This window comes from Phycisphaerae bacterium, assembly GCA_019636475.1.
GTDB lineage: Bacteria > Planctomycetota > Phycisphaerae > UBA1845 > UTPLA1 > JADJRI01.
In genome coordinates this window covers 44,153-70,768 of sequence record JAHBXN010000013.1, presented here as the reverse complement: position 1 = coordinate 70,768, position 26,616 = coordinate 44,153, and the positions used below count along the sequence as shown (strand labels likewise).

Below are 26,616 nucleotides of genomic sequence, written 5' to 3'. Positions count from 1 at the left end.
CCAACTTGGCTGCGGTGTACGATGAACAGGTGATGCTACATCCATTTCGGTCTTTGAGCAGGAGTTAGTCATGTCAATGGCCGTCCCGAACGGCATGACAATGTCTGTTCAGGACCGCTACCGGGCCTTGCTCGCCATTTCGGGGGCGATCATCTCGCACCGGGATTTGCCGGCGCTGTTCCACGATTTGGCCCGTCAGCTCGCTGCGGTCGTGCAATTTGATGCCCTGGCCATAGTGCTGCATGATGCCACGTCGAACACGATGCGCCTGCATGCCCTTGAGACCGAGGAAGCGATCCCCTCACGTTTCGAGATTGTCTTAAGTCCGGAGGACGATCCTGCAGGGTTGGTCTGGCAGACCCAGCAGCCACTCATCACTTCGAACGTGGAGGAACTTAAGCGCTGGCCGCAGTTTCTAGAGCGTGTGCAGCAGTACGGTGTGCAAAGCTATTGCTGGCTACCGCTGACCACGGCCCGGCAGCGGCTGGGCGCGCTGGTGTTCACGTCGAAGCAGCCGGCGACTTATGACGGATCAGACGTACACTTCCTTCAACTCGTAGCGAACCAAGTAGCCGTCGCCGTCGACAATGCGCTGGCTTTTGAAGAGATCGAGGCACTGCGGGACCAGCTCGCCAAGGAAAAGGCATATTTGGAGGAGGAGGTTCGCACCGAGCACCGTTTCGGCGACATCATCGGAGAAAACGCGGCGCTGCGCGCTATTCTCAAACAGGTGGAAACGGTCGCTCCCACAGACTCCACCGTGCTGGTCCTCGGAGAAACCGGCACCGGGAAGGAACTGATTGCCCGGGCCGTTCACGATCTGAGCCCACGCAAAGACCGCACCTTCGTCAAGCTGAATTGCGCGGCGATTCCCACTGGGCTACTCGAAAGCGAGTTGTTCGGACATGAAAAAGGCGCCTTCACCGGCGCCTTAAGCCAGCGAATTGGACGCTTTGAGTTGGCGCATGGGGGGACGCTGTTTCTTGATGAGGTGGGCGACATCCCGTTGGAACTCCAGCCCAAGCTTCTGCGCGTTCTGCAGGAGCATGAGTTCGAGCGCCTTGGCGGCGCGAAGACGATTCGGGCAGACGTGCGTGTCGTCGCCGCCACGCATCGCGACCTCGCGGAGATGATCTCCAAGAGTCGATTCCGGAGCGATTTGTACTACCGCTTAAACGTCTTCCCGATCGCGCTGCCGTCCTTGCGTGAGCGCCCGGATGACATCCCGCGTCTCGTTCGCCATTTCACACAGAGCTTCGCCCGGCGCATGGGCCGGCGGATTGAAACCATCCCGACCGAGGTGATGAATGCGCTGGTCCACTACCCGTGGCCCGGCAACGTACGCGAGCTGCAGAACGTCATGGAGCGGGCGGTGATCCTTACTCATGGACCGACGCTCCAGGTATCCGCTACCGACCTGCAATTGCCGATCGAGTCGGCGACGGCACCGACAACCTCTGCTTCCGTAACGCTTACCGACGCGGAGCGGGAACACATCCTTCGGGCGCTTCAGGACACCAATTGGGTCCTTGGCGGCCCCGAAGGGGCTGCCGCACGCCTCGGAATGAAGCGCTCTACGCTGCATTGGAAGATGAAGAAGCTCGGCATTACACGCCCCAATTAGCGCGCCGACCTGCTGGCGCAGGCGCCAAGCCGCCGGCGCCAGGCCGATCGCGCGACCCATGTTTCTCAAGCTCACAGCAAATCTTTAGTCCTTTCTCCAGCGTTAGTTAGGAAACGGACGGCCGCGATTTCATTCGTGGCACAGGCGTTGCTTTTATCCCACGGAGACGAAAGGAAAACAAGTTCGGCGTGAAATCTCTATCACGCGTTTCCAAAGGAGAAAACCATGGTAGCAAACAGACATTCGATGGTATTGAGTTCAGCCAGCGTGTTGCTGGTCTGGGTCTGCGGTTGCGGCACATTCTTCTCGGATTCGGTGCTGACCGGCACGTGGGATCTTCAAGTGAGCAACCCGATTCCACCGTTGACCGGAGTTGTGGTCACTTTCGGACGCGATGGCAAGGTGTCAGAGGTCTCGTATTACTTCAGCGACCTGGCCACAGTGACGTGGAACAGCCCGACGAACGAAGTCAGTGTTGACGGAGATCAGATCCAGCTTTCGGTCATGCAATTTGGGCAGGGCTTCACATTCAACGGCACCCTGAACTCAGAGACCGCTCCTACCAGCGCCTCCGGCAAACTAAATCTGGATTTCAGTTTTGCCAACGTCGACCTGTCGGTGGCGGGGGGCGATGCGACGCTCGTGAAGCAATAGGCGAAAGGACTTTGGCGGACGGCGAGCTACTGCCAATCTTTCAGCAAGGTGAATCCAATGTTGCGAATCACGGCAAATGACAACCCGCGGGTTCTTACCTTCCGACTTGAAGGAAGATTGGAAGGGCCGTGGGTGCGCGAACTGGAACAGTGCTGGCGCAGATTGCTCAACGGCGAGAACAGGCCAACGGTTTGCGTCGACCTCACCGGCGTGACGTACATCGACGCCGCGGGCAAGGCCTGGTTGGCCCAGATGTTCGAGCAAGGGGCCGAACTAATCGCCGACGACTGTGCGACGAAGGCCGTGGTGGCCGAAATCGGGGGCGAACAAGCAACGGTCGATTGGACAGACGAAAGGGATTCAAGATGACACTGCACCACTTCAATCGAATTCGACGGAACAATGGCGGTCAAGTCGTTCGTGAGATGCTGGACATCGAAGCAATCGAAGCAGCCAAGGCCGAACCGTCGGACGCGGAGATCCGAATGCGCGCATTCGAGATCTATCTCAGCCGCAACGGCGCTCCGGGCAATGCTGAGGTGGACTGGCTGCAAGCGGAGTGTGAATTACGGGCGAGCACGCTGACCGCACCCCAGATCAATGACGCTGACTAGATCGGAAGGCACTTAATCAAACGTGAGAGCAAGCCAATGGCTCCGGAATCATCAGACCAGATTCGTCAACTGAGTGATGAGCTCCGACAAGCGCGCGAGGAACTGAAGCGCTGCGGCGAATTGCTTCTGACCATCCAGAAATCCATCCTGCCGCAACAGTTGCCCGCGGTCCCGAGCCTCGATCTGGCCGTGCACTTCGCGGACGCCGGTGGCGTGGGCGGAGATTTCTACGATGTGCATCCCATTGGACGCGACCGCTGGGCGATTGTCATCGCCGATGTGGCCGGACACGGTCTGGCGGCTGCCGCCCTATTAGGCTTGGTGCATGCTCTGGGAAGCGCCGTAAGAGGGCGCGAGCCAGCGCCCTCGCCGGGATCAAGTCTTTCCCTTGTTAACCGATTGCTGGCGCAATACCTGGGAGAGAGCGGACAGTTCGTCACCGCATTTGTTGGACAGTACGACGCGCGAACTGACGTACTGACCTATGCGTCAGCCGGTCACCCGTACCCGCGACTCATTCGCGGAGATTCATTGCTGCGCCTCGATGCCGCCACGGCAATGCCCTTGGGTATTTCCGCAGCGAGTGTTTACGAGGAGGCGTCTGTGCAGCTACAGCCTGGCGATCGCCTGGTACTGTTTACCGACGGAATCACCGAGAGCCCTGACGAGGCGCATGAACTCTTTGGCGACGAGCGCCTCGAAGCGGTCGCCAGCGCCACGTCAAATACAGCCGCCGAATTGCTGGACCGCATTGTTAATTCTGTCCGGACCCTCCGAGGAGGAAGTCCTGCGATCGACGATGAAACGTGCCTCGTCGCGCTGGTGAAGCCAGTTCCTACCGCTACTCCAGAGCCCTGAAAGTGAGGAAGTCCGATGCATATCAACCGTATTTCAGTCAGAAATGTTCGTCCGCTTTCAGCTCTTTGCTGCACCCTGCATGTTGCAGTCCTTGCGGGACTCATGTGGTCCGCCGGCTGCAGCCCCAGGGAGGAAGCCCGTCAACCGCCGCCAACCGTTAACGTCAGCCTTCCAATCGAGCGCGAAGTCACCGACTACGCGGAATTTACCGCTCGAGTGGCGGCGGTCGACTCCACCGATGTGCGTGCGCGCGTGAGTGGCCAGATTGTAGCTGTTCCGTTTGAGGCTGGAGCATTGGTCCGGCAGGGCGACGTACTGGTGGAGCTAGACGTGCGCCCGTTCCAAGCCGAACTCGACGCCCGCATCGCCGAGGCCGCACGCGCGGCCGCCCGGCTCAGCCTGGCGCAGATCGAGTATGGACGAATCGAGCGAATACCTACGGAAGCACGGACTAATTTTGAGCTCGACACGGCCGCGGCACGGCTCGACGAGACCAAAGCTGCGCTGGCGACCGCCAAAGCCGCGGTGGAATCCGCCCGTTTGAACGTAGAGTGGTGCCGCGTCGTCGCGCCGATCTCGGGGCGGATCAGCTACAAGCATGTAACGACCGGCAACCTCGTCACGGGCGGAATCGGCAGCGGCACGCTCTTGACCACCATTGTTTCCGTAGACCCGATGTATGCTAACTTCAATGTCGATGAGCTGACCGTCCAGCGCATTCAAAAACTGATCCGGGAGGGCAAGCTCGAGTCAAACGAGAAAGCGAACATCCCGGTTTGGCTGGGCCTTGCAGCTGAGGACGGTTTCCCGCACCACGGCACCATCAACTTTGTGGACAACCAGGTTAATCCCAGGACCGGCACGCTACGCGTCCGGGGCGTATTCCCGAACTTGGATGGCGCACTGTCGCCAGGCTATTTCGCGAGGGTCAAAGTGGCGGTCTCCGCGCACCATAACGCCGTGCTCGTTTCCGATCGCGCGCTCGACACCGACCAGGGGCAGAAAATCCTCTACGTCGTGGGCGAAGACAACAAGGTTGCCGTCCGCCCCGTTCGCGTCGGAGCGCTTCACGACGGCTTGCGCGAAATCACCGTCGGCCTGAAGCCCGGTGAGCGAGTGATCGTCAACGGCCTGCAGCAGGTCCGGCCAGGCATCGCTGTCGAGCCGACTTTGGTAGACATGCCGGCCCCGGTAGCCCATAAGGAAAACGCAACAAGCGGATCGGCGATGGCTTCTTCCAGCCCCTGAACCGCGATCACGACGACCGACCCCTCGCCCCCTGTTCCACCTTGGCGGAGAGCAGCGAGGCAGAGAAGGAGAACTACAATGCTCGCCCGTTTCTGCATAAACCGTCCAGTCCTGGCCTGCGTGGTCTCGATCGTGATCGTCCTTCTCGGGGCTATCGCGGCAGGCCTATTGCCCATCGCGGAGTACCCCGACGTCACGCCGCCGATGATCCGCGTCACCGCGTATTACCCTGGCGCCAACGCACAAGTTGTGGCTGACACGGTCGCGGCACCGATTGAGCAGCAAGTGAATGGCGTTGAGCGAATGATGTACATGTCGTCGCAGAGCAACAACGACGGCTCGTACACGCTGGATGTGACGTTTGAGATCGGCACCGACATCAACATGGCGCAGGTGTTGGTGCAGAACCGCGTCGCCATCGCCCAGCCCTCGCTGCCCGAAGTGGTCAGGAACATCGGCGTGACCACCAAGAAACAGGCTGCGGACATCCTGCTCGCCATCAGCCTTTACTCTGCGGACAACCCGGAAACCGGCCTGCCTTACTACGACCAGCTCTACCTTAGCAACTACGCAACCATCCAGCTCAAGGACGCGATCGGGCGCATCGAGGGCGTTGGCGACGCGTTTATCATGGGTCAGCAAGACTACAGCCTGCGCGTCTGGCTGTATCCGGACCAGCTCCAGGCGCGGGGTATGACGGTTGGAGACGTGATCCGAGTGTTGCGTGAGCAGAACGTGCAGGTGGCCGCGGGACGGATCGGCCAGCCACCGGTGCCCGCAGGCCAGGACTTTCAGTTCACGCTCAGCACACTCGGCCGACTGATTGAACCAGAGCAGTTTGCCGACATTGTGCTCAAGACGGACTCCAAGGGAGAGATAACCTACCTCCGAGACGTCGCCCGAACCGAATTGGGCGCGCGGAGCGAGGACCTGATGGCGCGGCTGGACCGCCGCCCGTCTTCAGGCCTGGCCATCTACCTGCTGCCCGGCGCGAACGCGCTGGACACCGCCGACCAGATCAAGGCCAAGATGCGGGAACTGGAGACGCGATTCCCTGCCGGCCTTAAGTACAACATCGTTTACGACACGACGCCCTTCGTCCGCGAGTCCGTCAGTCAAGTGTTCCACACCCTGATCGAGGCCATCATCCTCGTGACGGTGGTTGTGCTTCTGTTTCTCCAAGACTGGAAATCCGTGCTCTTGCCCATGATCGGCGTGATCGTATCGCTGGTCGGCACGTTTGCCGTCATGAGCGTGATGGGCTTCACGCTCAACAATCTGACTCTGTTCGGGCTGGTACTCGCGATCGGCATCGTCGTGGACGACGCCATCGTCGTGCTGGAGAACATCGAGCGGCACCTCGAGATGGGCAAGCCCGTTCGCGAAGCCACGATCGACGCGATGAAGGAGATCACCGGGCCGATCCTGGCCATCACCCTCGTCCTTAGCTCGGTGCTTCTGCCCAGCGCGTTCCTCAGCGGGCTGGTCGGCCAGTTCTTCCGACAGTTTGCCGTTACCATCTCGGTGTCCATGATCATCTCGGCGATCAACGCCATGACCATGACACCTGCGTTGGCCGTGTTGTTCTTCCGCAACCGCAAGCCCGGACATCACGGGGACGAGGGCAAGGAGGCATTGCCGTGGTGGAGCTTCGCTCTGTTCGGCGGGTTGGCGTCAATGTGGCTGCTCGCGCCGGTCTTAGGCCCGTGGCTTGGCCTGCCAACAGGTGAGCACGACGGCGAGGCGGCGCCCGGTGGCTTGAGTACAAGTGTGCAATCCTTCGGCGCGCACCTGCTCTTCTTCCTCCCCGGCGCCGTCGCCGGTGGCATGATCGGTCGACTGCTGATCCCCCCGGTGAACTGGGTGCTAAGTCGTGTCTTCCGCGGTTTCAACTGGCTCTTCGAGCGGACGACGCAGGCCTATGGCGCGGGCGTGGGCTGGTGCCTTCGCCTCAGCGCTGTCGTGCTCCTGATCTACGTCGGGATGATCGGCCTGACCGGCTTCGGCTTCAGCCGCATCCCCACCGGGTTCATCCCCATACAGGACAAGGGCTATCTGGTGACGAACATCGTGTTGCCCGACTCGGCATCGCTGGAGCGCACGCTTGCAGTTACCGATGCGGTCGAGCGGATCGCGCTGGAGACGCCGGGCGTCGCCCACACGCTGTCACTGCCGGGCATGTCGTACGTCCTGAACGCCAACAGCTCTAACTACAGCAACGTCTTCGTCATCCTCAAGCCGTTCGAAGAGCGCCTTGACAAGGAGTTTGGCGCTGAGGTCGTTGCGGCCCGGATCCGCGAGCGCCTTTCACGTGAGGTGCTGGAGGCGCAGGTGCTAGTCTTCGGGGCACCGCCAATCTCGGGCCTTGGAAAATCTGCCGGCTTCAAGTTGATGGTGGAAGGCATCGGCGACGTGAACTTCCAAGAGCTTCAGGCCCGTGCCGACGATCTGGCCGCCAAGGGCAACCAACAGCCCGGCCTCGTCGGTCTGTTTAACGGCTTCCGCGCCAGTACGCCCCAACTCTACGTGGACATCGACCGCGAGAAGGTCAAATCGATGGGCGTGCCACTCACCGATGTGTTCGACGCGCTCCAGGCATACCTGGGCAGTTACTACGTCAACGACTTCAACCGATTCGGTCGCACCTGGCAGGTGAATGTGCAGGCCGACGCGGCGTACCGCACCGATGCGGAAATCCTCCGGCAGTTCAAGGTTCGCAATGCCGAAGGCGAGATGGTGCCATTGGGCGCACTGGCCGAGGTGCGCGATTCCACGGGGCCGGTTCAGGTCACGCGCTACAACATGTTCCCCGCCGCCGCGATCACCGGAACCCCGCTGCCCGGAACAAGTATGGGCGACGCGCTGGCAGCGATGGAGCGACTCAGCCGAGACCTGCCGCGCAACATGGCCACTGAATGGACCGAAGTGAGCTACCTCCAGAAGGAGGCAAGCAAGCTCGAGCAGTTCCGCGACTTGCAGAAAAACCCCTTCAGCGCATTTGCGCTGGGCGTGATGCTTGTCTACTTCGTGCTGGCCGGCCTATACGAGGGGTGGTCGCTGCCGTGGGCGGTGATTCTCGTTGTGCCCATGTGCCTGCTCAGCGCGCTGGCGGGACTGTTCCTTGCCGGCATGGACGTCAACATCTTCGTACAGGTCGGCTTCGTGGTGCTTGTCGGCCTGGCGGCCAAGAACGCAATCCTGATTGTCGAGTTCGCCCGCGATCAGCAAGACCAGGGCGCAAGCCGATTCGACGCAACCGTCGAGTCTGCCCGCGTGCGTCTGCGGCCGATCCTCATGACCAGCTTCGCGTTCATCCTCGGCGTATTCCCGCTGGTGATCGCGCACGGCGCTGGCGCCGAGATGCGGCAGACGCTGGGAATGGCCGTGTTCGCCGGCATGATCGGCGTCACCCTGTTCGGCATCTTCCTTACGCCCGTGTTCTATTACGTCATCCGCGGGTTCGTTCGAACGCAACAGCGATACAACGAACTGGATGAGTTACAAGTGGCCGTTCAATGATTTCGCTCCTGAGAAAACTGCCGTCAAAACGCATCACACGACGGCAAAAACGTGGAGGAACAGGACATCGGCGAGACGCGCGAAGTCGTTGTCGCGCTTGAAGGTACTGCGACAAATTCAGCACGCGATAGAGTTTGAGAAAACGAGCAAGATTGATTCTCTCCCTCTCCGTTGAAGCAGTTCGATATCCGCGGATCGGTTTGCGTGAGGACGCGGATGATCCGCGCGGGGATTCTCTGCGGTTTTCGCCTCCGCCCGTTGCACGCCACAGGCGGTCGCCGCACGGACGCCATGACTGATTCCACGCGCCCGTTACGGCTTCAACACCGCTGCCATCGGACTGTCGATACTCACTGCTTCGAGACGCCGATCGCATCGAGCTTCGCTCGAAACTCGGGCCGCAGCGTCAGATTCTTCTTCCTGGCAAACAGCTCAATATCTTTGGAGTCAATGACGCCGTCATTCGTGAGATCGGCAAGACCGGCTTGTGGAATGAGACGAAGCGCATCGGTCGTCCGGATGCTTCGATTCGGCGACCTTGAAGGCAATGGTCGGCTCGTCCCGCCGATCTCGATTCCTTCGTCCGGAACCGACGGCGGTAGTCCGATGCCGCCGCCGCAACCTGGAAGCGGATCGCTCGTCAGGAAGTAGTTGATCTGAATCGCCTGGAAATCCGCTGTGTTCTGTTTTCCGTCGCCGGTCACATCCGCGCCATAATCGCAGTCCTCGGAAGAACCGGTCTGGCAATCTGTGACATTGGAATCCCATCTCGAAGCCAGAATCGCGAAATCCAATATGTCGATGATCCCGTCCTGCGGCATCAGTTGCGTCCGAAGATCCCCGCTGACCAACGACACCGTCGCCTCGGCGATGCTGGATGGTGCGATCGTAATAGCGGCCATTTTCCGAAGCGTATGCCCCGTCTGCACACTCAACCAGGTGGTATTCGGATGAACCCCGGTCAACCGTACCGTGGATGCGCCGATCGCGCCGGCAGCGTCATAGTCGACATCGACCACACGCACGTCGGCGACCAATCCCGTATCGCACCTGTAGAACGTGAAGATCGTTTCGCGCGTCACACCGACGATCGCCGGCGGGTTCATGCTCAATCCGGGAATCTCCACGGTGATGTCCGCGCAATACGTTGTCGATACACTCGCGAAATCAGCGGCGGCGCAGCCGACCGAATCAGAAACGATCACGCCGATGTCCACTCCCGTCGATGAGTTGGCCGTGAAAGTGATTGAGCGGGTGCCCTGTCCCGCATCAATCGTGCCGCCGAGAATGCTCCAGTCGTAGGTCGCACCGATGCCGGCATCAGCGACGGCGGCACTCGCGCTCGTGCCAACACACATTGTCAAGCCCACCGAGATCGCCGCATCCGGCGGCGCGATTGGGGTGTTTACGCAAGTGTTGTTTTCGCATGTGTCGATCGTGCATGGATTGCTGTCATCGCACTCCCCGTTTGACAGGCACTCAAGGCACAGATCGTTGATCTCATCGCAATGCGCAAGATCGACGCACGCATCGGCGCCGTCAACACAAACGCCGGCTTGGCATGTCTCAACGCCGTCACAAAACTCGCCGTTGGAACAGGCCGTGCCGTCAGCAACAGGTGTATTCACGCAGACACCGTTATCGCAAACATCCACGGTGCAGGGATTGCCATCATCGCAGTCGCCGGCGCCGAGGCAGCAGTTCGGAATCGGCGTGTGCACGCATCCGCCGCCGCCGAAAGCCGGAAGGTCATTCACAACCCAGGTCGGCCCGGAGGTCAGCGTGCCGTTCTCAGCCAGAGTCGTCGAATCGGCGACAACCGTGCCTGTGCCCTCATTCAGTCCCCATCGGCCGAGCAGACCGGGAGCCGTCTCGATTTCGACGTTCATCGCGCCCTGAATTTCGGACGCGCTCCGCGCGTAGTTCCAGACTCGTACCTCGTCAATGAGCCCGCCAAAAAATCCGGCCGGTACGCCGGTGGAATTCAGTCCGGTTGCAATGGAGAAATGCTGGATGCTCTGGGATTCGGGTATTGCACTCGGATTGATTGAGCAGTTCGTATTACACGACGTGCAGGAACTGGTGCTGCACAGTGTTTCAGCGACGCCGTCGAGATACAGGGTCCACGTGACAGCGCCGCCCGCCGGATCGAACGTCAACGCGGCATGGTGCCAGACGTTTTGAGTGATCGTCGTCGAACCGGCAACCGGGTGATTCAGGCCGGCGGCGGAATCTTCGTAGTCGGCGACCAGCCTGTTGTTCCCAATGCCAAGGAAATAATTGCAGTTGAGATTGGCCGGCGAGTCCTGCTCTGAGCGCCCTTTGGCGACGAGCGGAATGACATTGTCCAGTCCGCCCGAGCCGGTCGACGCCGTGGCGGATCCCCCAGTCCACTTAAACCAGCATTCGACCGTGAATGCTGTTGTCCCCAGTCCGGATGCCACGCCCATCGTCACATAGTCGTTGACGCCGTCAAACGACAGTGCCGCAATATTCGGCAGACTGCAATCGTCGATCGTACAAGGGTTGCCGTCGTCACAGTCGGACGAATCGTTGCAGCAGTCCTCGATCGCCGTGCCGGCACAGGCGCCCTCCGAGCAGGTATCATCCTCTGTACACGCATCACCGTCGTCACAGGTTGCCGAGTTGGGCGCAAAAACGCACTCATTGTCCACGCAACTGTCGTCGGTACACGGATTCCCGTCGTCGCACTGTCCGGCATTGATGCAGCAACCCGGAATCGGAGTGAAGACACACGATCCGCCCTCGCAGGTGTCAACCGTACATGGGTTGCCGTCGTCGCAATCGGAAGCGTCGTCACATCCGATCGTGTAGAGATAGGTCACGCTGAGCAGCGGCCGGTTGGATGACGGCGAAGCCTCCGCCGAACCAAACTGCAACGAATCGTCCGCGGCCGGCGGCAGCCATGCCCATCCGAAATTGGTTGCCGGCTGATCCGACCAGGCCTGAAGACTGTTGGTGACGGTCACGACCTGGGTACCCGTCGGAACAACCGTCAGTGTCACATCGGGCGTATCCAGCGCTTCGACATTGTCAGCCTGAACGCCGCCGACCAGTGAGTTCCACGTGTCAGTCGATGACCATGTCTGCAACATTCGATGCAACCGCGCGCCGACCTGCGTTTCATTCGTCACGTTAATTGTGAGCGTGGCGGATTGGATCGTCGCGCCCGGCGGAATCTGGCCAGTACCAAATCCAAAAATGTCGTCGAAACGCATCAAAGTTTGAGTGAGAGGCGAAAGATCAACAATCAACGGCGTCGCCGCAGATCGATTCGTATTCGGATTGGCCGGTTCGATATAGGTATCAATCGCGCCGGCATAACCGTTCACGCCCTGCCGGAATGTCACGACGATCGGCACGACTTCGCAGAGTCCTGTCCCCGGATTGCAGGCCTGGCCGATGCCGCAGTCCACCGGCGTAAAGACACACGATCCACCCTCGCACGTGTCAATCGTACATGGGTCGCCATCGTCGCAATCGGAAACATCGGCACAGCAATTCGGAATCGGCGCGTTGACGCAGCCGCCCGCCCCAAGATAGACAACACCGGTGGTGAGCCAGGAGGCGCCTCCGGTCAACACGCCGTGATTACCGTTGACGGAATCAGATGCCGTCGTACCCGCGCCCTCGTTGAGTCCCCATCGTGCGGCCAGGCCGGCAGCAGAAGTGATCTGAATGTTCATACCGGCCTGAATTTCGGCTTGTGACCGGGCCGTACTCCAGAGACGCACCTCGTCGAGCGCGCCGTTGAAGTAAGCGTTGAGAGCGCCGGTATCCGCACGGGTCGCGCCGATGACACTGGCGTCGCTGCTGGAAACCGGATTGTTTCCCCATGCCGTTGCACTGACATCGCTCACGAGATTCCCGTTCACGTAAAGCCGCAGTCGTTGGGCCCCCGGGGTCCGGTCGGCCACCGCGGCAAAATGAGACCACTGATTCAGCGGAATCGCAATGCCCGTCGCGGTGTCAACCTGGGTCGACGCGGTCGTCGTCTCAACAGAGGCAGCAATGGTGTTGGTATTCGCAAGCAGTTGAACGATGGCCTGCGAATAGGCGCCGGTGCGCCCCAGCCGGAACAGGCTGACACTCGTTCCGCCTGCGTTCGCTGCCGGGCGAACCCAGCCCTCGATTGTGAAACTGTCGGTGCCGAAATTGGTCACGGCCGCACCCGTACCGACATTCACATATTGGCCGGTCCCCGACAGAGTCAGTGCCGCAAGATTGGCGGGCTGACACGAATCATTGGTACAGGGATCACCGTCGTCGCAATCGATTGGTTCGTGAGTGCATCCGACCTCCGGATCGCAGTCGTCAACGGTGCAGGCGTCACCGTCGTCACAGGATGCCGGCGCATATTGACAACCAAGTTGCGCATCGCACGTGTCAACGGTGCACGGGTTCGAGTCATCACAATCGACCGGCGTATGCACACACAGGTAATCAACGCACGCATCGTCCGTGCAGGCGCTGCCGTCATCACACGCTAGGTCGGAAAGGCAGGGTGGCGCCGGCTGATAGCTCACGGTCAACTTCGGACGCAGGGACTGCGTCGCTGCCTCCGCGGACGAAAAGGCCCAGCCATCCGTATTGGCACAGAAAATGGCCCAGCCATAGCGACTGGCACCGCCCTGCCACGCCACGAGATCGGCAGTCACATCGACATTTGTTAAACCCGTGCCCGTAAACGCTGATGTGGAATCCGCGGCCGCCCGGGCTTCGACATCGTCAGCCTGAATACCGTTCACGCGCGAGTTCCATGTGTCCGAAGCCTCCCATGTCTGCAACATGCGATGGAACGATCGCAAATCAACGCTTGCGTTCGTCACGTTCACGGTCAGCACGGCCGACGTAATCGTCGCGCCAGGCGGAATCTGGTTCGCATCGGTGCCGAAGATGTTGTTGAATCGGATCAGGCCGTGCTTGGCATCGGCGGGCGTGCCGCCGGGTGCATCGACCTGAACTTCAACGGCCGCGCCAAGATTGGTGTTGGCGCTGCCGGCATGAAGGTAAGTGTCCACCGTTCCGGCATAGCCGTTTACATCGCCGTTCTGGAAACTGATCGTCGCCGGAGGAAAGACGCAGTCACCGGTCAGCCCATCACAGAACTGCCCAGGCGGACACGTCACAGGAGTTCCGGCACAAGCGCCGTCAGCGCAAGTATCGTCTGTCGTGCAGGCATCGCCATCGTCACATGCTCCGGTGTGATTGATGTGAATGCAGGCGCCGTCGTCGCAGATGTCGTCAGTGCAGGAATTGCCGTCGTCGCATTCGCTGTTGTTCGTGCAGGTGGTCGTGAAACTCCAGACCGGCCCCGTGACGGTGTTCAATCCATCCGTCACGGAGGCATACCATTCATAGGTCTTGTTGGCATCAAGGCCGGACCAGACGACGCTCGCGTTCGATTCATCGGACACATTGTTGTGCGCGCCGATCAATACGAAGGGCGCCGCGCCGCCACCCATGTCATAACTGATGGTGAACTGGCTGTCGGCGTCAGTCTCGAACTCACCCGCGCCGCCGTTGCGCGTGGGTGAAAAGGTCTTGACACGAATTTCGTTGTTGGCCGGTGAAAACTCAATAATCCGCAGAAACCCGTCTCCGCCATTTGATCGGCTCTGATAATCAGCAAGTAGCGTATGAATCGTATTCCCGTTGAATGTGTCCTGTCGCCGGCCCTCACCGGGAACGTGACCACAAAGCATGAGAAATAGATTGGAATTTCCCTTCAGTGCGTCGTAAACAGCCTGGCCCTGATTGGCAAAGGCGCCGGGATTGCCCGTGCCTATCAGCGTGTGCGCATAAACGATCGCCCGGCGATTGCTGTGGGTCTGCAACAGACTATTCGCCCAGGCCAGCACCGCCGTGCGCGTCGCGTTGTTCGTGTCATCCCATTCGAAGGCGATGGCGATGAAGTCCATCCCACCCGCGGAAAAAAGATCGAAGTGATTGTCATTGTTATTCGGGTAGGTGGCCGGCGCGCCGAAGTCATACCGACCACCGTAATAGGATCGGCCGTTGAAACGCGACAGTCCGAAGAAATTGTTGTAACTGGATGTGGTGGCGCCCTCGTCGCCGCCGCTTCTGGCCACGCCCATCGGCGTCTGATCGTGATTCCCCACTGCAATACCATACGGAATGCCGTCCGGCAGCAGCGTGGTCAGCGGATTCTCAAGCAGAGACAGAGCGGCGTCCGCAATTGTCCACTCCGAGTCCGGGTCGCCGCCTCCGTTCCCGTCATTGCCATGCTCCACACAATCCCCGAGGTGCGCGACATAGACGATATTCTTCGATACGCGATTGTTCACGATCCATTGGGTCTGACCATTGTAGATCGCTGGACCGGACGGCGTGACCGTCGGACATCCGGAACCGTTGTTGCACGCATAAAACTGCGTATCGGGCAATGCGATGATCGTGAAATCCTCGCCGACGGGACCGGCCGCCTCACGACCATAAAAGGTCACGTCCATTGCACCGTCTTCCGGATCGTCCACGGTGACGCTCAGCGTCGGCGAAGTCGAGATACCGACGGCCTGGTCGGCCGGGCTGACGAGCACTGGCGTTGCCGGCGGAAAGTCAGGCGTGGACAGATAGGTCACTGACAGTCGCGGGCGATTGCCGGACGCACCCTCGGAAGAGTCGAAAACAAGACCGTCGGTACCGCCCGGCAGCCAGGCCCATCCAAGATTCGCGGAAGGGTTGGCATGCCAAGTTAGCAGGCTGCTGGTGACGTTCGCGCTTCGAGCCTGATTAACCGCAGTACCGAATGCCGCGAGCGTGACATCCGCCGTGGCCGCGGCCTCCGTGCCGTTTGCCTGCACGCCGTTTGTGAAACTGTTCCATGTCGCAGCCGACGTCCAATTCTGAAGCATCCGATGCAGAGTCGTCTGATTGGCCGTGATATTGGTGACGAATACGGTGAGATTGGCGGACTGAATCAGCGCGCCCGGCGGAATCTGACCCGCATTTTCTCCGAAGATGCTGTCGAACCGAATCAGCGCATGACGTTCGTTGGTCGCTCCATCCGCCCCGCCGTCCACCGTCAGACTGGTTACGCCGTCCTGCGCGGTGCCTGGCGCATTTGCGTTCAGCGTGGTGTCAACCACACCGGCATACCCGTTCACGCCCTGTCGGAATGTGACGGTCACTTCCCCGGCGGCCGCCAATGCCGGCGCGGCATTCGCACCCGAAACCCATGTCGGCGAACCCACGAGCGTACCGTTTTCCGGAGAACCCGTGGAATCAAACACGTCCAAACCCGCGCCTTCATTCAACCCCCATCGAGCCACGAGGCCGCTGCCACTGGTAACGGGAAAGTTCATCGTGGCCTGAATTTCCGCCTGCGTCCTCGCCACATTCCAGAATCGGGCCTCATCGATCACGCCCTGGAAGAAACCCGCCGTGGTCGTTCCGTTCGAGCGCAAAGTCGTTGCCAGGGCGAAATGCTGAATACTTGCAGACTCTGGCTGAACTCCGGTGAAGGTCTGTGTCGCTTCCACGGCACCATTAAGATAAAGCGTGACCGTGGTATCGCCTCCGGCGAAACTGGAGACCAGCGCCGCGTGATACCATGTTCCCGCCACAATCGGCGTAGTGCCGACAAGGGGGTGATTCACGCCGCCGTTCGTGTCCTCGAAATCCGCCGCAAGAAAGTAATTCGGCGTGTTGAAGCTCAGCACGAGCATGTAGTTCGCATTGACGTTTGCAGGCGCCTCTGCCTCTGGCGCGCCCTTTGTCACCAGTGGGACCGCGTTGGGCAGACCACCGGTGCCGCTGGAAACGGCAGTCCCGGCCCCGTCTCGTCGAAACCAGCACTCGACCGTGAAGTTGGTGCCGTTGAGCGTCGAGGACGATCCCATTGTGGCATACTGACTGGTTCCGTTGAACTGTAGCGCGGACTGGGCCATCGCCTGCGCCGCGACGCACCCAAACACGAAACTGCATACAATCGTTCGCACGCCTGTCGATTTCATCATCGTTCCGCTTTCTCTGATTTTCACGATTGCCCGAATAAAGGCACTCGATGGCGACGCGCGCTTACGATCTCGGCGCGCGATACCGAGCCTTTCCCCCGCACGACGAATCGTGCACTATTCCGAACCGCCCAGTCAGCGGTTCGCCTCCCGATTGCCTGTCGCGATTCCACCGGCACGCGGATCACTGGCAGGGACAAACCTCGGACAACAGGCATTCGACGAACAGCTCGATGTCACCATCGAGACTCAGTTCGCCGTCAAGATTCATATCCGCAGCGCATCGCTCCGCGGCCCCGGCCGAAAACGGATCCACAATGACTTCCACGAACCGCTGAATGTCGGCACCGTCCCGGAGGGCGTCCCCATTCATATCCGCCTTCGACACCCCATCGATCAGGATCGGCAGGCTCGCATACTCCCGCGGATAGACCGTGGTATTGTCCGAAGACAGCGTCAACTTCGTGTGGAACGGCGCCTGCCCCTGACGGAAACTGATCGCCGTTGTTCCGTTGGAGACCACCGGAAATGTCAGTCTCGCCACAACTGAATCGGTCGAGGCGGACGAACCAAGCAGCACGCAACCGAGCGTCAGATCGCCGGGCGCCGATTCAATCGGTGTCACGATCGCGGCATCCCAGGGAGAGCCCGCCCCATCGCCGGCCTGAACGGTCGGCGAACCCAGAATTTCCGGATCAAAGTGAAGCAGCGCCTGCACGCCGTTAATCGGATCATCCAGATCCGAGGCGCGGAGTTGTATCGTGACAGAATCCAATACCCGCACGCATCGCGAACACTCCGACAACTCGAGCGACAACGTCGGGTAGGCCCCGGTGACAATCGACGGGGAATTCACAAAACTCGGGAGAATCACGTCCCCCTCGGCATTCGTGAACTTGGCGATGTGGGCAGTGCAACCGGGAATGAACTCCAGGCGCGTCGGCTCATCAATGGACCCGTCGTCTATCACGACGAAGGACACCCTCGCCGCGGTCGAAGCGCTCGCGGTCGATCCGCCACCCAGTGACAAATCGCAGGCATACAATCCAGTCCCTGGATTGTCGTTGTCGAGCAGAACCGATGCGCCATCCCAGGGCGAACCCGCGCCGTCGCCGGGCGTCATGCTCAGGAATTGCAGCCTCGCTGGATCGTAATGCAGGGTGAACTGGACGGCCGCAACCGGTTGTCCAAGCCCCGAACTGTCAATCGCGACCTCGACCGTATCGCCGGTATCAGCGAGCAGAACCGCTGAAGGCCCCTGAAGGTCCGTAAGGCGTGCGGTCAGCAGATAGCAGGGTGCAATCGGTGTATGCGTGCACTCGCCGTTATCGCACGCGTCGACCGTGCAGGGATCTTCGTCGTCACACTCGTTCGGCCCCGTGCATGTATCGAAAATGTTCCTGAGCGCGTCGAACGATTGCACCAGAGTTCCGCCGGAATAGATGTTCGGAGATCCGAACGTGCTGGACGAACCATCACGATAATCGGACTGCGGACTGATGAACTGGCTTGGATTCTCTTCGAGCTTGCATACCTCGTCGTTACCAATGCCAGAAACAGGCTGTACCCCTTCACCCGCCGGACCAAATATCACAAAGCCGTTCTGGTCCACAATGGTCAGTTGCCAGTTATCATTGCTGACCGGAAAGTTGTCAGGGGTGATGTAGATTCCGGTTCCGGAATTGTTCGCGCGAACATTGATCCACCAGTCCCCCCCGGCAGGATCGTAACTCACGTCCTCCGGCACATCTTCGGCAACAGTGATAATCGTGCCGCGCCGCAGGTTCGACCAGATCGGGTGTTGCGTGAACGTCAGTACATCCAGCGTCGCAGCGGCGTTGCCGACATTGTCGCGGACCTCAAGCTGCCAGCCGCGAATGTCAAGATTGTCCTGTGTCACGACCAACTCAAACCAGTCACCGCCATTGCCGACGACACGGCCGAAATGGGTGTCGCTCGCATTATCTTTCAGGAATCGGGTACTCGATACGCCGTTGTATTCGTTCAGAATCAGCGCGGAGATTCCCTGAGTGTTCGCGGCGGCGGCCGTCGCACGCGGCAAGCTGTTCTTCTGAGACCCGCCATCCGGAAACTTGCCATAGGAAATGCCGACGATTGCGGCGGGATAGTTCAGGTAGTCAATCAGTATGCCCTCGGGCGAATAGAGACCGATCGCCCCGCCCAAAGGCGACAATGTGAAGTTCGTGTGCAAAGCCCCCTGATCAATGTCGGAGTCCGCCCAGAAAATCAGCCAGCCTTTTCCGCAAACGATCGTCCCCTGCGGGATAGGCCACTTCATCGGATTGGCATAGTTGTCCGAAAGGTAGTAGCCGCCGAGATCGATCGGCTCCAGCGAGCCGTTGTAAATCTCCAGCCAGGGATCGGCTTCGAGTGCCTCATCCACGTGCTCGCCGTCGTTGACGGCCAGTGCTTCGTTGACATAAACGGGCGCGAGCGCTGCGATGCTGCCGGCGGTGCTGTTCGCGGCTCCGGGCGTCCCGCCTGCGACCAGGCTCGCCGCCCAGTTTCCGACCCGGTTGTTGTCCCGCGAGGCGTCGATCAACTCCAATGATGCGCCGCCGCCGTTCGCACCGGCCGGCCATGGCGAGATCGATTCATACTCAACGACGTCCACTTCATTGCCGTTGCGGTCAATGAGTGCAATGCGCTCGCCGGAATCACTCAGGTTGCCGCTGTATTGCGCTGCAACGTACTTTCCGGCACCGTAATGGGTGCGAAAGGTCGGATCGTGCTTGACAAAGAGCGCGTAACCACCCGGAAGAATGACGGTTCCGGGATGAATCGTCAGTGCCAACCCGTCCAGCCGCCAGCCGGAAAGGTCCACGGACTCCGTGGCGGACGGATTATAGAGTTCGACGAACTCGGCCGAATCGCCGCTGGTGGGCTTGTACATGATCTCGTTGATCACGACCTTGGGATTGGGCGACTGCGCGGCTGGAATTTCGCCGGGCACGCGGTGGGTGTTGAGCAGGTGGTTGCGCCGACGGGGCAGATAGTCGTCCGTGATCAAGGCGATGGCCTGCGACAGAGTCTGCTGCTGTCCGTACTGGCCCCATGGACGGAGCACGTCCAGTGCCGCCTCCGGTGCGATCAACGACGACAATTCGGCGATTCGGGTTTCGTAGTAGTCACTCGCCAGTAACTGATCCGCCAGCGTCCGAAGTCGCCGGTAATACATCTGGCGCAGTTCAGGTGTCTCGTGAATGACATCAATCAGCTGATTCCATAGTGCGTCAAACTTCTGATGCTCGCTGTCTCCGAACAGCGGATGACTCGGTGAACGGTTCGGAAGGCCGATGTCGTCATTGTCGGCCCAGATTCCGTCGGTGAGCACCGCGGCGCCGCCCGCGCCGTAGTTACGGCCGAATGTCAGATCATTGTCCCATGCCTGCATGGCCCAACGTCCCGTCCCCTCCGTGTCCCGATAAAGGAAGTAGTTCTTCGCCACTTGATCGTTGTTGTGAATGATCGTGTTGACGGCGATATAGTTCAGCGTTTGGGGCACATCCAGATTATCAAAAAGGAAATTGCGCCGGGTCGGCGTGTTGGGCACATTAATGCCGGTCAAAAAGGCGTGAAGGTCCTCATACCCTTCATACAGTCGCGTATTTTTCTCATATCGCGCGGGCAACTGGCTCAGCGGGCGAAGCCGGCAATCGTCGAACGCTTTGTACCACGCGCCATTCTCATCGATCTGGTTCACCGTCAGATAGTCGTCGTCCATCGCCTGCACAAAGGTATACAATCCAAAGAAGCTGCCGTTCTGCTGAAGCCGAATCGGAAACGCGGAATTCATGGGAGCGCCCGAATCACGGAATGATTCGTATGAGAGAATCTCACGAAGATTGGACTTGTCCGCAAAATTTGATTGAAGATTGAACTGGTCAAATGGAATCGGTATTAACGACGGCTCGCTGAAATCATGCCCCTGCGGCATGTGGAATTTCCAGTGTTTCTTCGGAAACGAGCGAGAGGATTGTCCCCGAACCCGGAATCGAATGTTGTCGTAAAGGCGGCCGTTGAAAAACAGAACAGCCGGTTCGGTCTGATCGGTGAGAAAATGCGAGAGCGCGGCAGCGTAGACGGCCGGATCGACATACCAGTGAAAAATCGGCAACTGGCTCGACAAAGTTGGGTCCGCGACCACGGTGCCATCATAAGTGGCCGTATCGTCGAGCCGCGGATACCGCATCTCGCCATTTGCTCCAACGACGACGATTCGATAGCGCACCAGGGTGTTTGCCGGCTGCCCCGGAATCTCCGCACCGAATCGGCCGTCATCCGCGTCGCCGTCGCCATGCGCGCCGTCATCATGCATCGGGATCGAGACTTCCGCGGCGAACCCCAGCCGATAGAACAGTTGAATCGTCAATCCGTCCTCGACGTCCGCGACGACCTGAATCGCCTGCGAAGGTTGGACATCCTGCGTGTGGCTGACGTTCGAAATCCACGGCGGAAGTCCTGCGGCCGTGACGCTGTTGACCGCCCGCGCCGTGTGACCCGCGACAGCGACGCATGCCGCCCAGTTTCGCGGTGTGTCACCATTGCTCCCCGTGACGATTCGCTCGATGCTGGGGCCTTCACCATCCGCAACGGGCGACCACGGAGGCACGTCGTCGTAGTTCACCTCGTCAACGATTGTCGATGCCGCGTTTCGCAGGACAATCCGTTCGCCGGCATTGCTCAAAGTGCCCGGAAACTCGCCGTCCGCCGGAATGCCGTACTTCACTTGAAACGCGGCTGCGTTTTTGGCAACGACCAGAAAGCCGCCGGCATCGATTGACGTGGCCGCCGAAAAACAGAATCCGACCCCGTCGATGCACCAGCCGCTCAGATCGACGGCCGCTCCATCGGGATTGTGCAACTCTATGAAATCCCATTCGTCGGTGTTGGTCGGCGAATTGGGATGATACATCAACTCATTGATCACGACGTCCGCCGATGCAGGTCGCTCGAATAGCGCGGCACCAAGCGTGAGGATTAGAATGTATACAAGTCTTCTGGTCATAATCGATTTCCATCTCGAACGTACGATGACCCCTCCGGATGTTGATCCGCGCGACACGAATGCAATCTGATCATCGCGAAAACAGGTCATGACACGCCAAGTAGCGCACTGACCATCCCATTCACATCACCAATATCCATCACTCCATTTCCATTGAAGTCGCCGGGGCACACGTCCTCCGCCGCGGTCGATGATCCGAGCACCGCGGGAACGAAGAACTCGATGTCCTCGCCGTCAGCCAAACCGTTTGAGTTCATGTCGCCATCGGGCGCCGAAGCGCAGGCGGAAACGGAAACCGACGCCGATCCCAATGACCCCGTCACGCGCTGACCAACAAAATCGCCGCCGAAAACGACGGTGTGTGTGCTCTGCGGAAACGATGCAAGTATGCTGACCGGCGAAGTCCCCTCCCCGATCACCTGAAATCGAAATGTAGTGACATGCAGACCCGCCGGAGTCGCCAGCGCCGATGTCGAGAAATTCGCCAGCGCGGTGTAGAAAGCATTCCCGTCCAACCAGGTGTTGTTCAGACCGTCCTGATTCGCGTCGCTGAAAAACGTCGATTGCAGCCATGGATAGGGTCCGTTGTTCTGGACGCCAAGTAAAACCAGTATGGCTGGGTCCCATTGAATGATCACGTCGAGCGCGGAAATCGTCTGGTTCACACCGGGCTCAGCAGAGACCGCGTACAGCGGAACAAGAACGATCTCCCCGATCGCGGCCGACTGCGACAGCGGTCGAAATTCGAGATTGACGTCGGCGGCATGCGCCAAACTGGCCGCCGCGACGAGCAGGACTCCAATCAACCGGTACATCCTGAAATGCATAACCATTTCCCCTCCGACCAGCCTGAACAATTCGATTCTACAGGTCCGCAGGACGATCGACGCTCACGTTTCGCCCAATCTCCATTACACTTCCTAAGGAACGCAACTGCACGACTGCGTCAGCAGACAGTTCACGAACAATGCCAGATCATCAGTCATTTCCAGTTCACCATCATGATCCATGTCCGCTGCACAAAAATCACCAGGACTTAGCGATCCAGGATTCAAGATCGCGTTCGTGAACGGCTGAATGTCTCGGCCATCACGCAATCCGTCATTGTTCATGTCTCCGCATCGACTCGGAATAACCGATGCCTGTGTGGAACCCAGGCAGAAGCACTGGCTGGGCGTGCTGATTGAGACAAACAGGACCACCGGCCCAAGAGATGTCGCGCTGTACACGATCGACGATGTACCTTGTCCGGACTGAATCGCGCCGCCCGAAATGGCCCAGATGTACGTGGCGCCGGCTCCGGCATCCGCCACGGACGCAACATTGTATGTTGAGCCTTGGCATACAGACGAATTGGTCGTGATGGTGCAACTCAGTGCGTTTGAGCCGACGATGGTGATATCGTCGGTCGCTGAGCAGCCGTTCGCGTTCGTCACCGTCACCGAATAAAGACCGGGGACAAGCGCCTGAATCGTCTGCGTCGTCGCGCCACCTGGCGACCAGAGATAGCTCGCATAGCCCGGACCGGCATCGAGTATGACCGGCGTACCCGCGCAGTTAATCTCCTCCGAGGATGCCATGATCGTGACCGTTGGGTTCGCGTTCACCGTGATCGTGATGTCGTCCGAGCCCGTGCAGCCGCTGCCATCCGTCACCGTCACCGAGTATGTGCCGCTCGACGTCACCTCGATCGTCTGCGTGATCTCGCCACCCGGAGACCACAGATAGCTCGCATAGCCCGCGCCGGCATCCAGCGTCACCGGCGTCCCGGCGCACACCGTCTCGCCCGGATCCGCCGTGATCGTCGGCGTCGGGCTGGCTGCAATCTGAATGGTCCCAGAATTAATGGTGATCGGCGTGATGGTCAGGCTATCAACCGCGCGGGTCAGTTTCGTTTCAAATGGCGGCGAGGGAGCATCGAATTCGACGAAGGTGCTCCCGGACGAAATCGCATTGAAATGAAGCGTCGCGACGACGGCATCTGACATGGACTGAGAACCGATCAATGTCAGCGCATAAATCACGGAGCCGTTGGAGTCATTGAAGTGCACCGGGGCTGCGCTATCCCAGGGCGAACCCGCGCCGTCGCCGGGAGTAATGCTTGAGAGAAGGAGTTTGTTGGGATCATAATTGAAAAGCGCCTGCACACCGTTTATGGCATCGTTGAGCGCCGATACCTCAAGCGTCACTTCGAAAGACGCCTGCGCCGGCGTGCACAGCGTGGAACCCGGCGCATGAAACGTAAGCGTCGGCGACGAGATCGTGAGGACGCAGGCACTTGAAACGCCGAACGGAATCGGGTCGTTCGTGGAACTCGCAAGTTGCGATCCATTTGATCCATTCAGAGGAAGAACTTCAATCTCGAAAGTGCTCCCGGGCGCGGCGTCCGGCGAAACAGTCAGCGAATACGTCGACAGATACGCCGGCGATCCGCCCACAGTCACCCCCCCCGAGAGCAACGCCGACGCAGCCTTCCGTTCGCCGCAGTTGGTTGTCGGAAATGCGTTGAGCTGGCCGAAGAATATGTAATCGCTACGGCCCGAATCGATGGAAACGCCGCCCGGGCAGGTGACTGAGACGGTGCCGGAGCCGCTCGTGCGCGTGATCGCAATGCGCGTCTGATACGCCCGCACGCCGACTGCGTCTGTCAAGACCAAGTCACACCCAACCGACGAACCGGGTGCAGCGGTCGAACTCGTGAGTTGACAGCTCATCATCGCCGACTGGCCGGCCCGCACCGATTCACCCCAAGCCAATGCAATCAGCATCGCGCTAAGGCCGCCTATCGTTCGCATGCTCGTATTCAACGAAAGACTCCTTGTATTCATACGTTGCCCCACCTGATCGCATCGTTCGATGCGCCGCACGATGATTGGCAAGACAGATCAATTTTCCCTGACGCCCGCGTACAGCATCATGGCGTTATGAGTCGAATCGAATCACCATTCTCCAGTCGTCGCAGTTTCGCCTCGAATTCCGGCAGGATGGGGAGATTATGAATCTCCGCAAATCGCCGGATGTCCCTGGAATCAACCATGCCGTCACCCGTGATGTCGGCCGATACCGCATCCGGCGCGATCGCCGAAAGCCGTCGAACGCTGACCTCTTTCTTGCCGCGTTTGATCGGTATTCCAGGCTTCGTCGGCACATCGGGAAGGCCAATGGCACCCATCCCGCCGCAGCCGTCCACTTCATCGCCGGTCATAAAGTAATTGATCTGCATGGCGGTGAAGTCATTCGTATTCTGTTTGCCATCGCCATTTACATCCGCCCCGATCGACAGATCGGCGGCGATGTTCTCGTTCCATCGAGATGCAAGTATCGAGAAATCGACAATGTCGATCAGGCCGTCCTGCATGACAGTCGCAGTTCGCACATCACCGGAGATTAGTGTCATCGCCACGACATCGGTCCCCGAAGACAGGTTGACTGGGACAAGCCGTCGAAGGGTATGACCCTCACGAGCGCTGAGCCAGACCGCGTCGGTTGAAACATTTCTCAATACCACGCTGGCCGATCCGTCCGTGCCGTCGGGGGCGAACGTCACCGGCTCGGCTCGGTTGTCGGCGACCACCGGCAGACCGCAGTCCGTCAGTACGAACTCAACCACGCGCGTCAGATCCGCTCCGCCGGGCGCGCCGTAAGGAGTCGGATTGTTGTTCGGGTCGCCCGAAAGACCTTGAATCGTAAGATTCACGGTCAGGCAAGGCTGAACCTCGACGGTCGCGCAATCAGAAGCGCTGATACATGCGTTGAGATCGGTCACAACGACGCAAATCAAATGAGAGCCGATACCCGCTGCCGAAACATCAAAGGTCGGATTGGCATCGCCTGGATCATCAAGGAACGACGCGCCGCTGCCGGTCCATGCGTAGGTGTATGGGCCCTCGCCTCCCGCCGCGGTCGGTGACCCACCGATTACGGGATTGATTTCGCTAAGACAAACATCGATATCCAAACCGGCATTCGCGGTTGGGTTCGCGTTCACCGTGATCGTGATGTCGTCCGAGCCCGTGCAGCCGCTGCCATCCGTCACCGTCACCGAGTATGTGCCGCTCGACGTCACCTCGATCGTCTGCGTGATCTCGCCACCCGGAGACCACAGATAGCTCGCATAGCCCGCACCGGCATCCAGCGTCACCGGCGTCCCGGCGCACACCGTCTCGCCCGGATCCGACGTGATCGTCGGCGTCGGGCTGGCATTGACGGTAACGACCGTCTCCGCGACGAACTCGCAGCCATCGTCATTTGTGACAGTCACCGTGTAGGCACCTGCCATGGCAAGCGTCGCAGAGGCCGATACCTCCGGCGACTGGTCCGTGGAGTTGAAGCCATCGGGACCGGCCCAAACGAACGTGTAGGGCGGGTTGGCAAATTCGTCGGGAACGGTTGCACTCAACGAGAGGGCGGTCCCTTCGCAAACCGGGCCGTTGTTACCAGCAGACGCGCCATCCACGCTGACCAGTCCCGAGTCGACGCGCGTCAGGTTGGCGCCGTTGATGATCTCAGGGTCCATGGCTGATGTCGTCAGAAGCGTGTTGGAGTTCTGAAGCTGGATCGCAGTGGAACCATGATCGACGACATCGAATACGAGCGTAGCCACTTTTGTCGGCGTGCCCAACAGGGGGCCGACAGACCCGCCCAGCCGGATCACAGCATAGAGCACCGATCCGCCGCTATCCGTGAGCGAAATCAGGGTCCAGCCGGCCTCCTCGGTCGAAGCAGCGATATTGAGTGCAATGACACTGTCATCGTAAGTCATCGACGCCTGAATACCATTGATGGCATCTGACAGGTTGTCTACCTGCACTTCGACAAACACCTGGTTACCGACCTCGCGGCAGGCTGCGCCGGGTTCGCTCCCGGTTCGCAGCAGCAGTTCGCCGGTAGCGCCGAACGCCGGAGCGGCGATGCTGAATCCGATCCCGAGAGTGATTGCCTTCAAAGCGGTTCTGATTTTCGCAATGTCCATGACTATGCCTCGTTAGGTTGGGCGACAACTCAATTCGGACCTCAGCCCTTGACTCGGGTCCGAATTCATCAATTCACGCCATACTCCAACCTATTCCCACC

The 26,616-nt window shown here is 59.7% G+C and carries 12 protein-coding genes; 7 read left to right on the top strand and 5 right to left on the bottom strand.

Annotation, left to right across the window (positions count from 1 at the left end):
* Positions 1 to 70: 70 nt before the first annotated feature.
* From KF841_16035 to KF841_16005, 7 genes are all read left to right on the top strand, one after another.
* On the top strand, positions 71 to 1,624 hold the full coding sequence (locus KF841_16035) for a sigma 54-interacting transcriptional regulator (GenBank protein ID MBX3396867.1): 1,554 nt from the start codon (positions 71 to 73) through the stop codon (positions 1,622 to 1,624).
* A 225-nt stretch (positions 1,625 to 1,849) separates the two neighbouring features.
* Complete coding sequence (locus tag KF841_16030) at positions 1,850 to 2,278, top strand: hypothetical protein (protein ID MBX3396866.1); 429 nt, start codon at positions 1,850 to 1,852, stop codon at positions 2,276 to 2,278.
* Between the two features lie 57 nt (positions 2,279 to 2,335).
* On the top strand, positions 2,336 to 2,647 hold the full coding sequence (locus tag KF841_16025) for an STAS domain-containing protein (protein MBX3396865.1): 312 nt from the start codon (positions 2,336 to 2,338) through the stop codon (positions 2,645 to 2,647).
* On the top strand, positions 2,644 to 2,892 hold the full coding sequence (locus KF841_16020) for a DUF2934 domain-containing protein (GenBank protein ID MBX3396864.1): 249 nt from the start codon (positions 2,644 to 2,646) through the stop codon (positions 2,890 to 2,892). The genes KF841_16025 and KF841_16020 overlap by 4 nt, the downstream gene beginning before the upstream one ends.
* 36 nt (positions 2,893 to 2,928) lie before the next feature.
* Entirely contained in the window at positions 2,929 to 3,750 is an 822-nt protein-coding gene (locus KF841_16015; protein ID MBX3396863.1) for a SpoIIE family protein phosphatase, read from the top strand.
* 102 nt (positions 3,751 to 3,852) lie between these two features.
* The gene (locus KF841_16010) at positions 3,853 to 4,998 is read left to right on the top strand and encodes an efflux RND transporter periplasmic adaptor subunit (GenBank protein MBX3396862.1); all 1,146 of its coding nucleotides are present in this window, start codon (positions 3,853 to 3,855) and stop codon (positions 4,996 to 4,998) included.
* Positions 4,999 to 5,076: 78 nt separating this feature from the next.
* Positions 5,077 to 8,517 (top strand): efflux RND transporter permease subunit, encoded by a 3,441-nt coding sequence (locus KF841_16005; protein MBX3396861.1) that lies wholly within the window; start codon positions 5,077 to 5,079, stop codon positions 8,515 to 8,517.
* Between the two features lie 350 nt (positions 8,518 to 8,867).
* On the opposite strand, the gene KF841_16000 is transcribed toward KF841_16005, so the two are convergent.
* The 5 genes from KF841_16000 to KF841_15980 all read right to left on the bottom strand — a co-directional run bounded on the left by KF841_16000 (position 8,868) and on the right by KF841_15980 (position 26,515).
* A complete protein-coding gene (locus tag KF841_16000) occupies positions 8,868 to 16,517 on the bottom strand; it encodes a DNRLRE domain-containing protein (GenBank protein MBX3396860.1) in 7,650 nt (2,549 codons plus the stop codon).
* A gap of 181 nt (positions 16,518 to 16,698) precedes the next feature.
* On the bottom strand, positions 16,699 to 21,543 hold the full coding sequence (locus tag KF841_15995) for a lamin tail domain-containing protein (GenBank protein ID MBX3396859.1): 4,845 nt from the start codon (positions 21,541 to 21,543) through the stop codon (positions 16,699 to 16,701).
* Between the two features lie 86 nt (positions 21,544 to 21,629).
* A complete protein-coding gene (locus KF841_15990) occupies positions 21,630 to 22,376 on the bottom strand; it encodes a hypothetical protein (protein MBX3396858.1) in 747 nt (248 codons plus the stop codon).
* A gap of 87 nt (positions 22,377 to 22,463) precedes the next feature.
* Entirely contained in the window at positions 22,464 to 24,194 is a 1,731-nt protein-coding gene (locus tag KF841_15985) for a hypothetical protein (GenBank protein ID MBX3396857.1), read from the bottom strand.
* Positions 24,195 to 24,457: 263 nt separating this feature from the next.
* Positions 24,458 to 26,515, bottom strand: a complete 2,058-nt coding sequence (locus KF841_15980; protein ID MBX3396856.1) for a hypothetical protein — start codon at positions 26,513 to 26,515, stop codon at positions 24,458 to 24,460.
* Positions 26,516 to 26,616 lie beyond the last annotated feature (101 nt).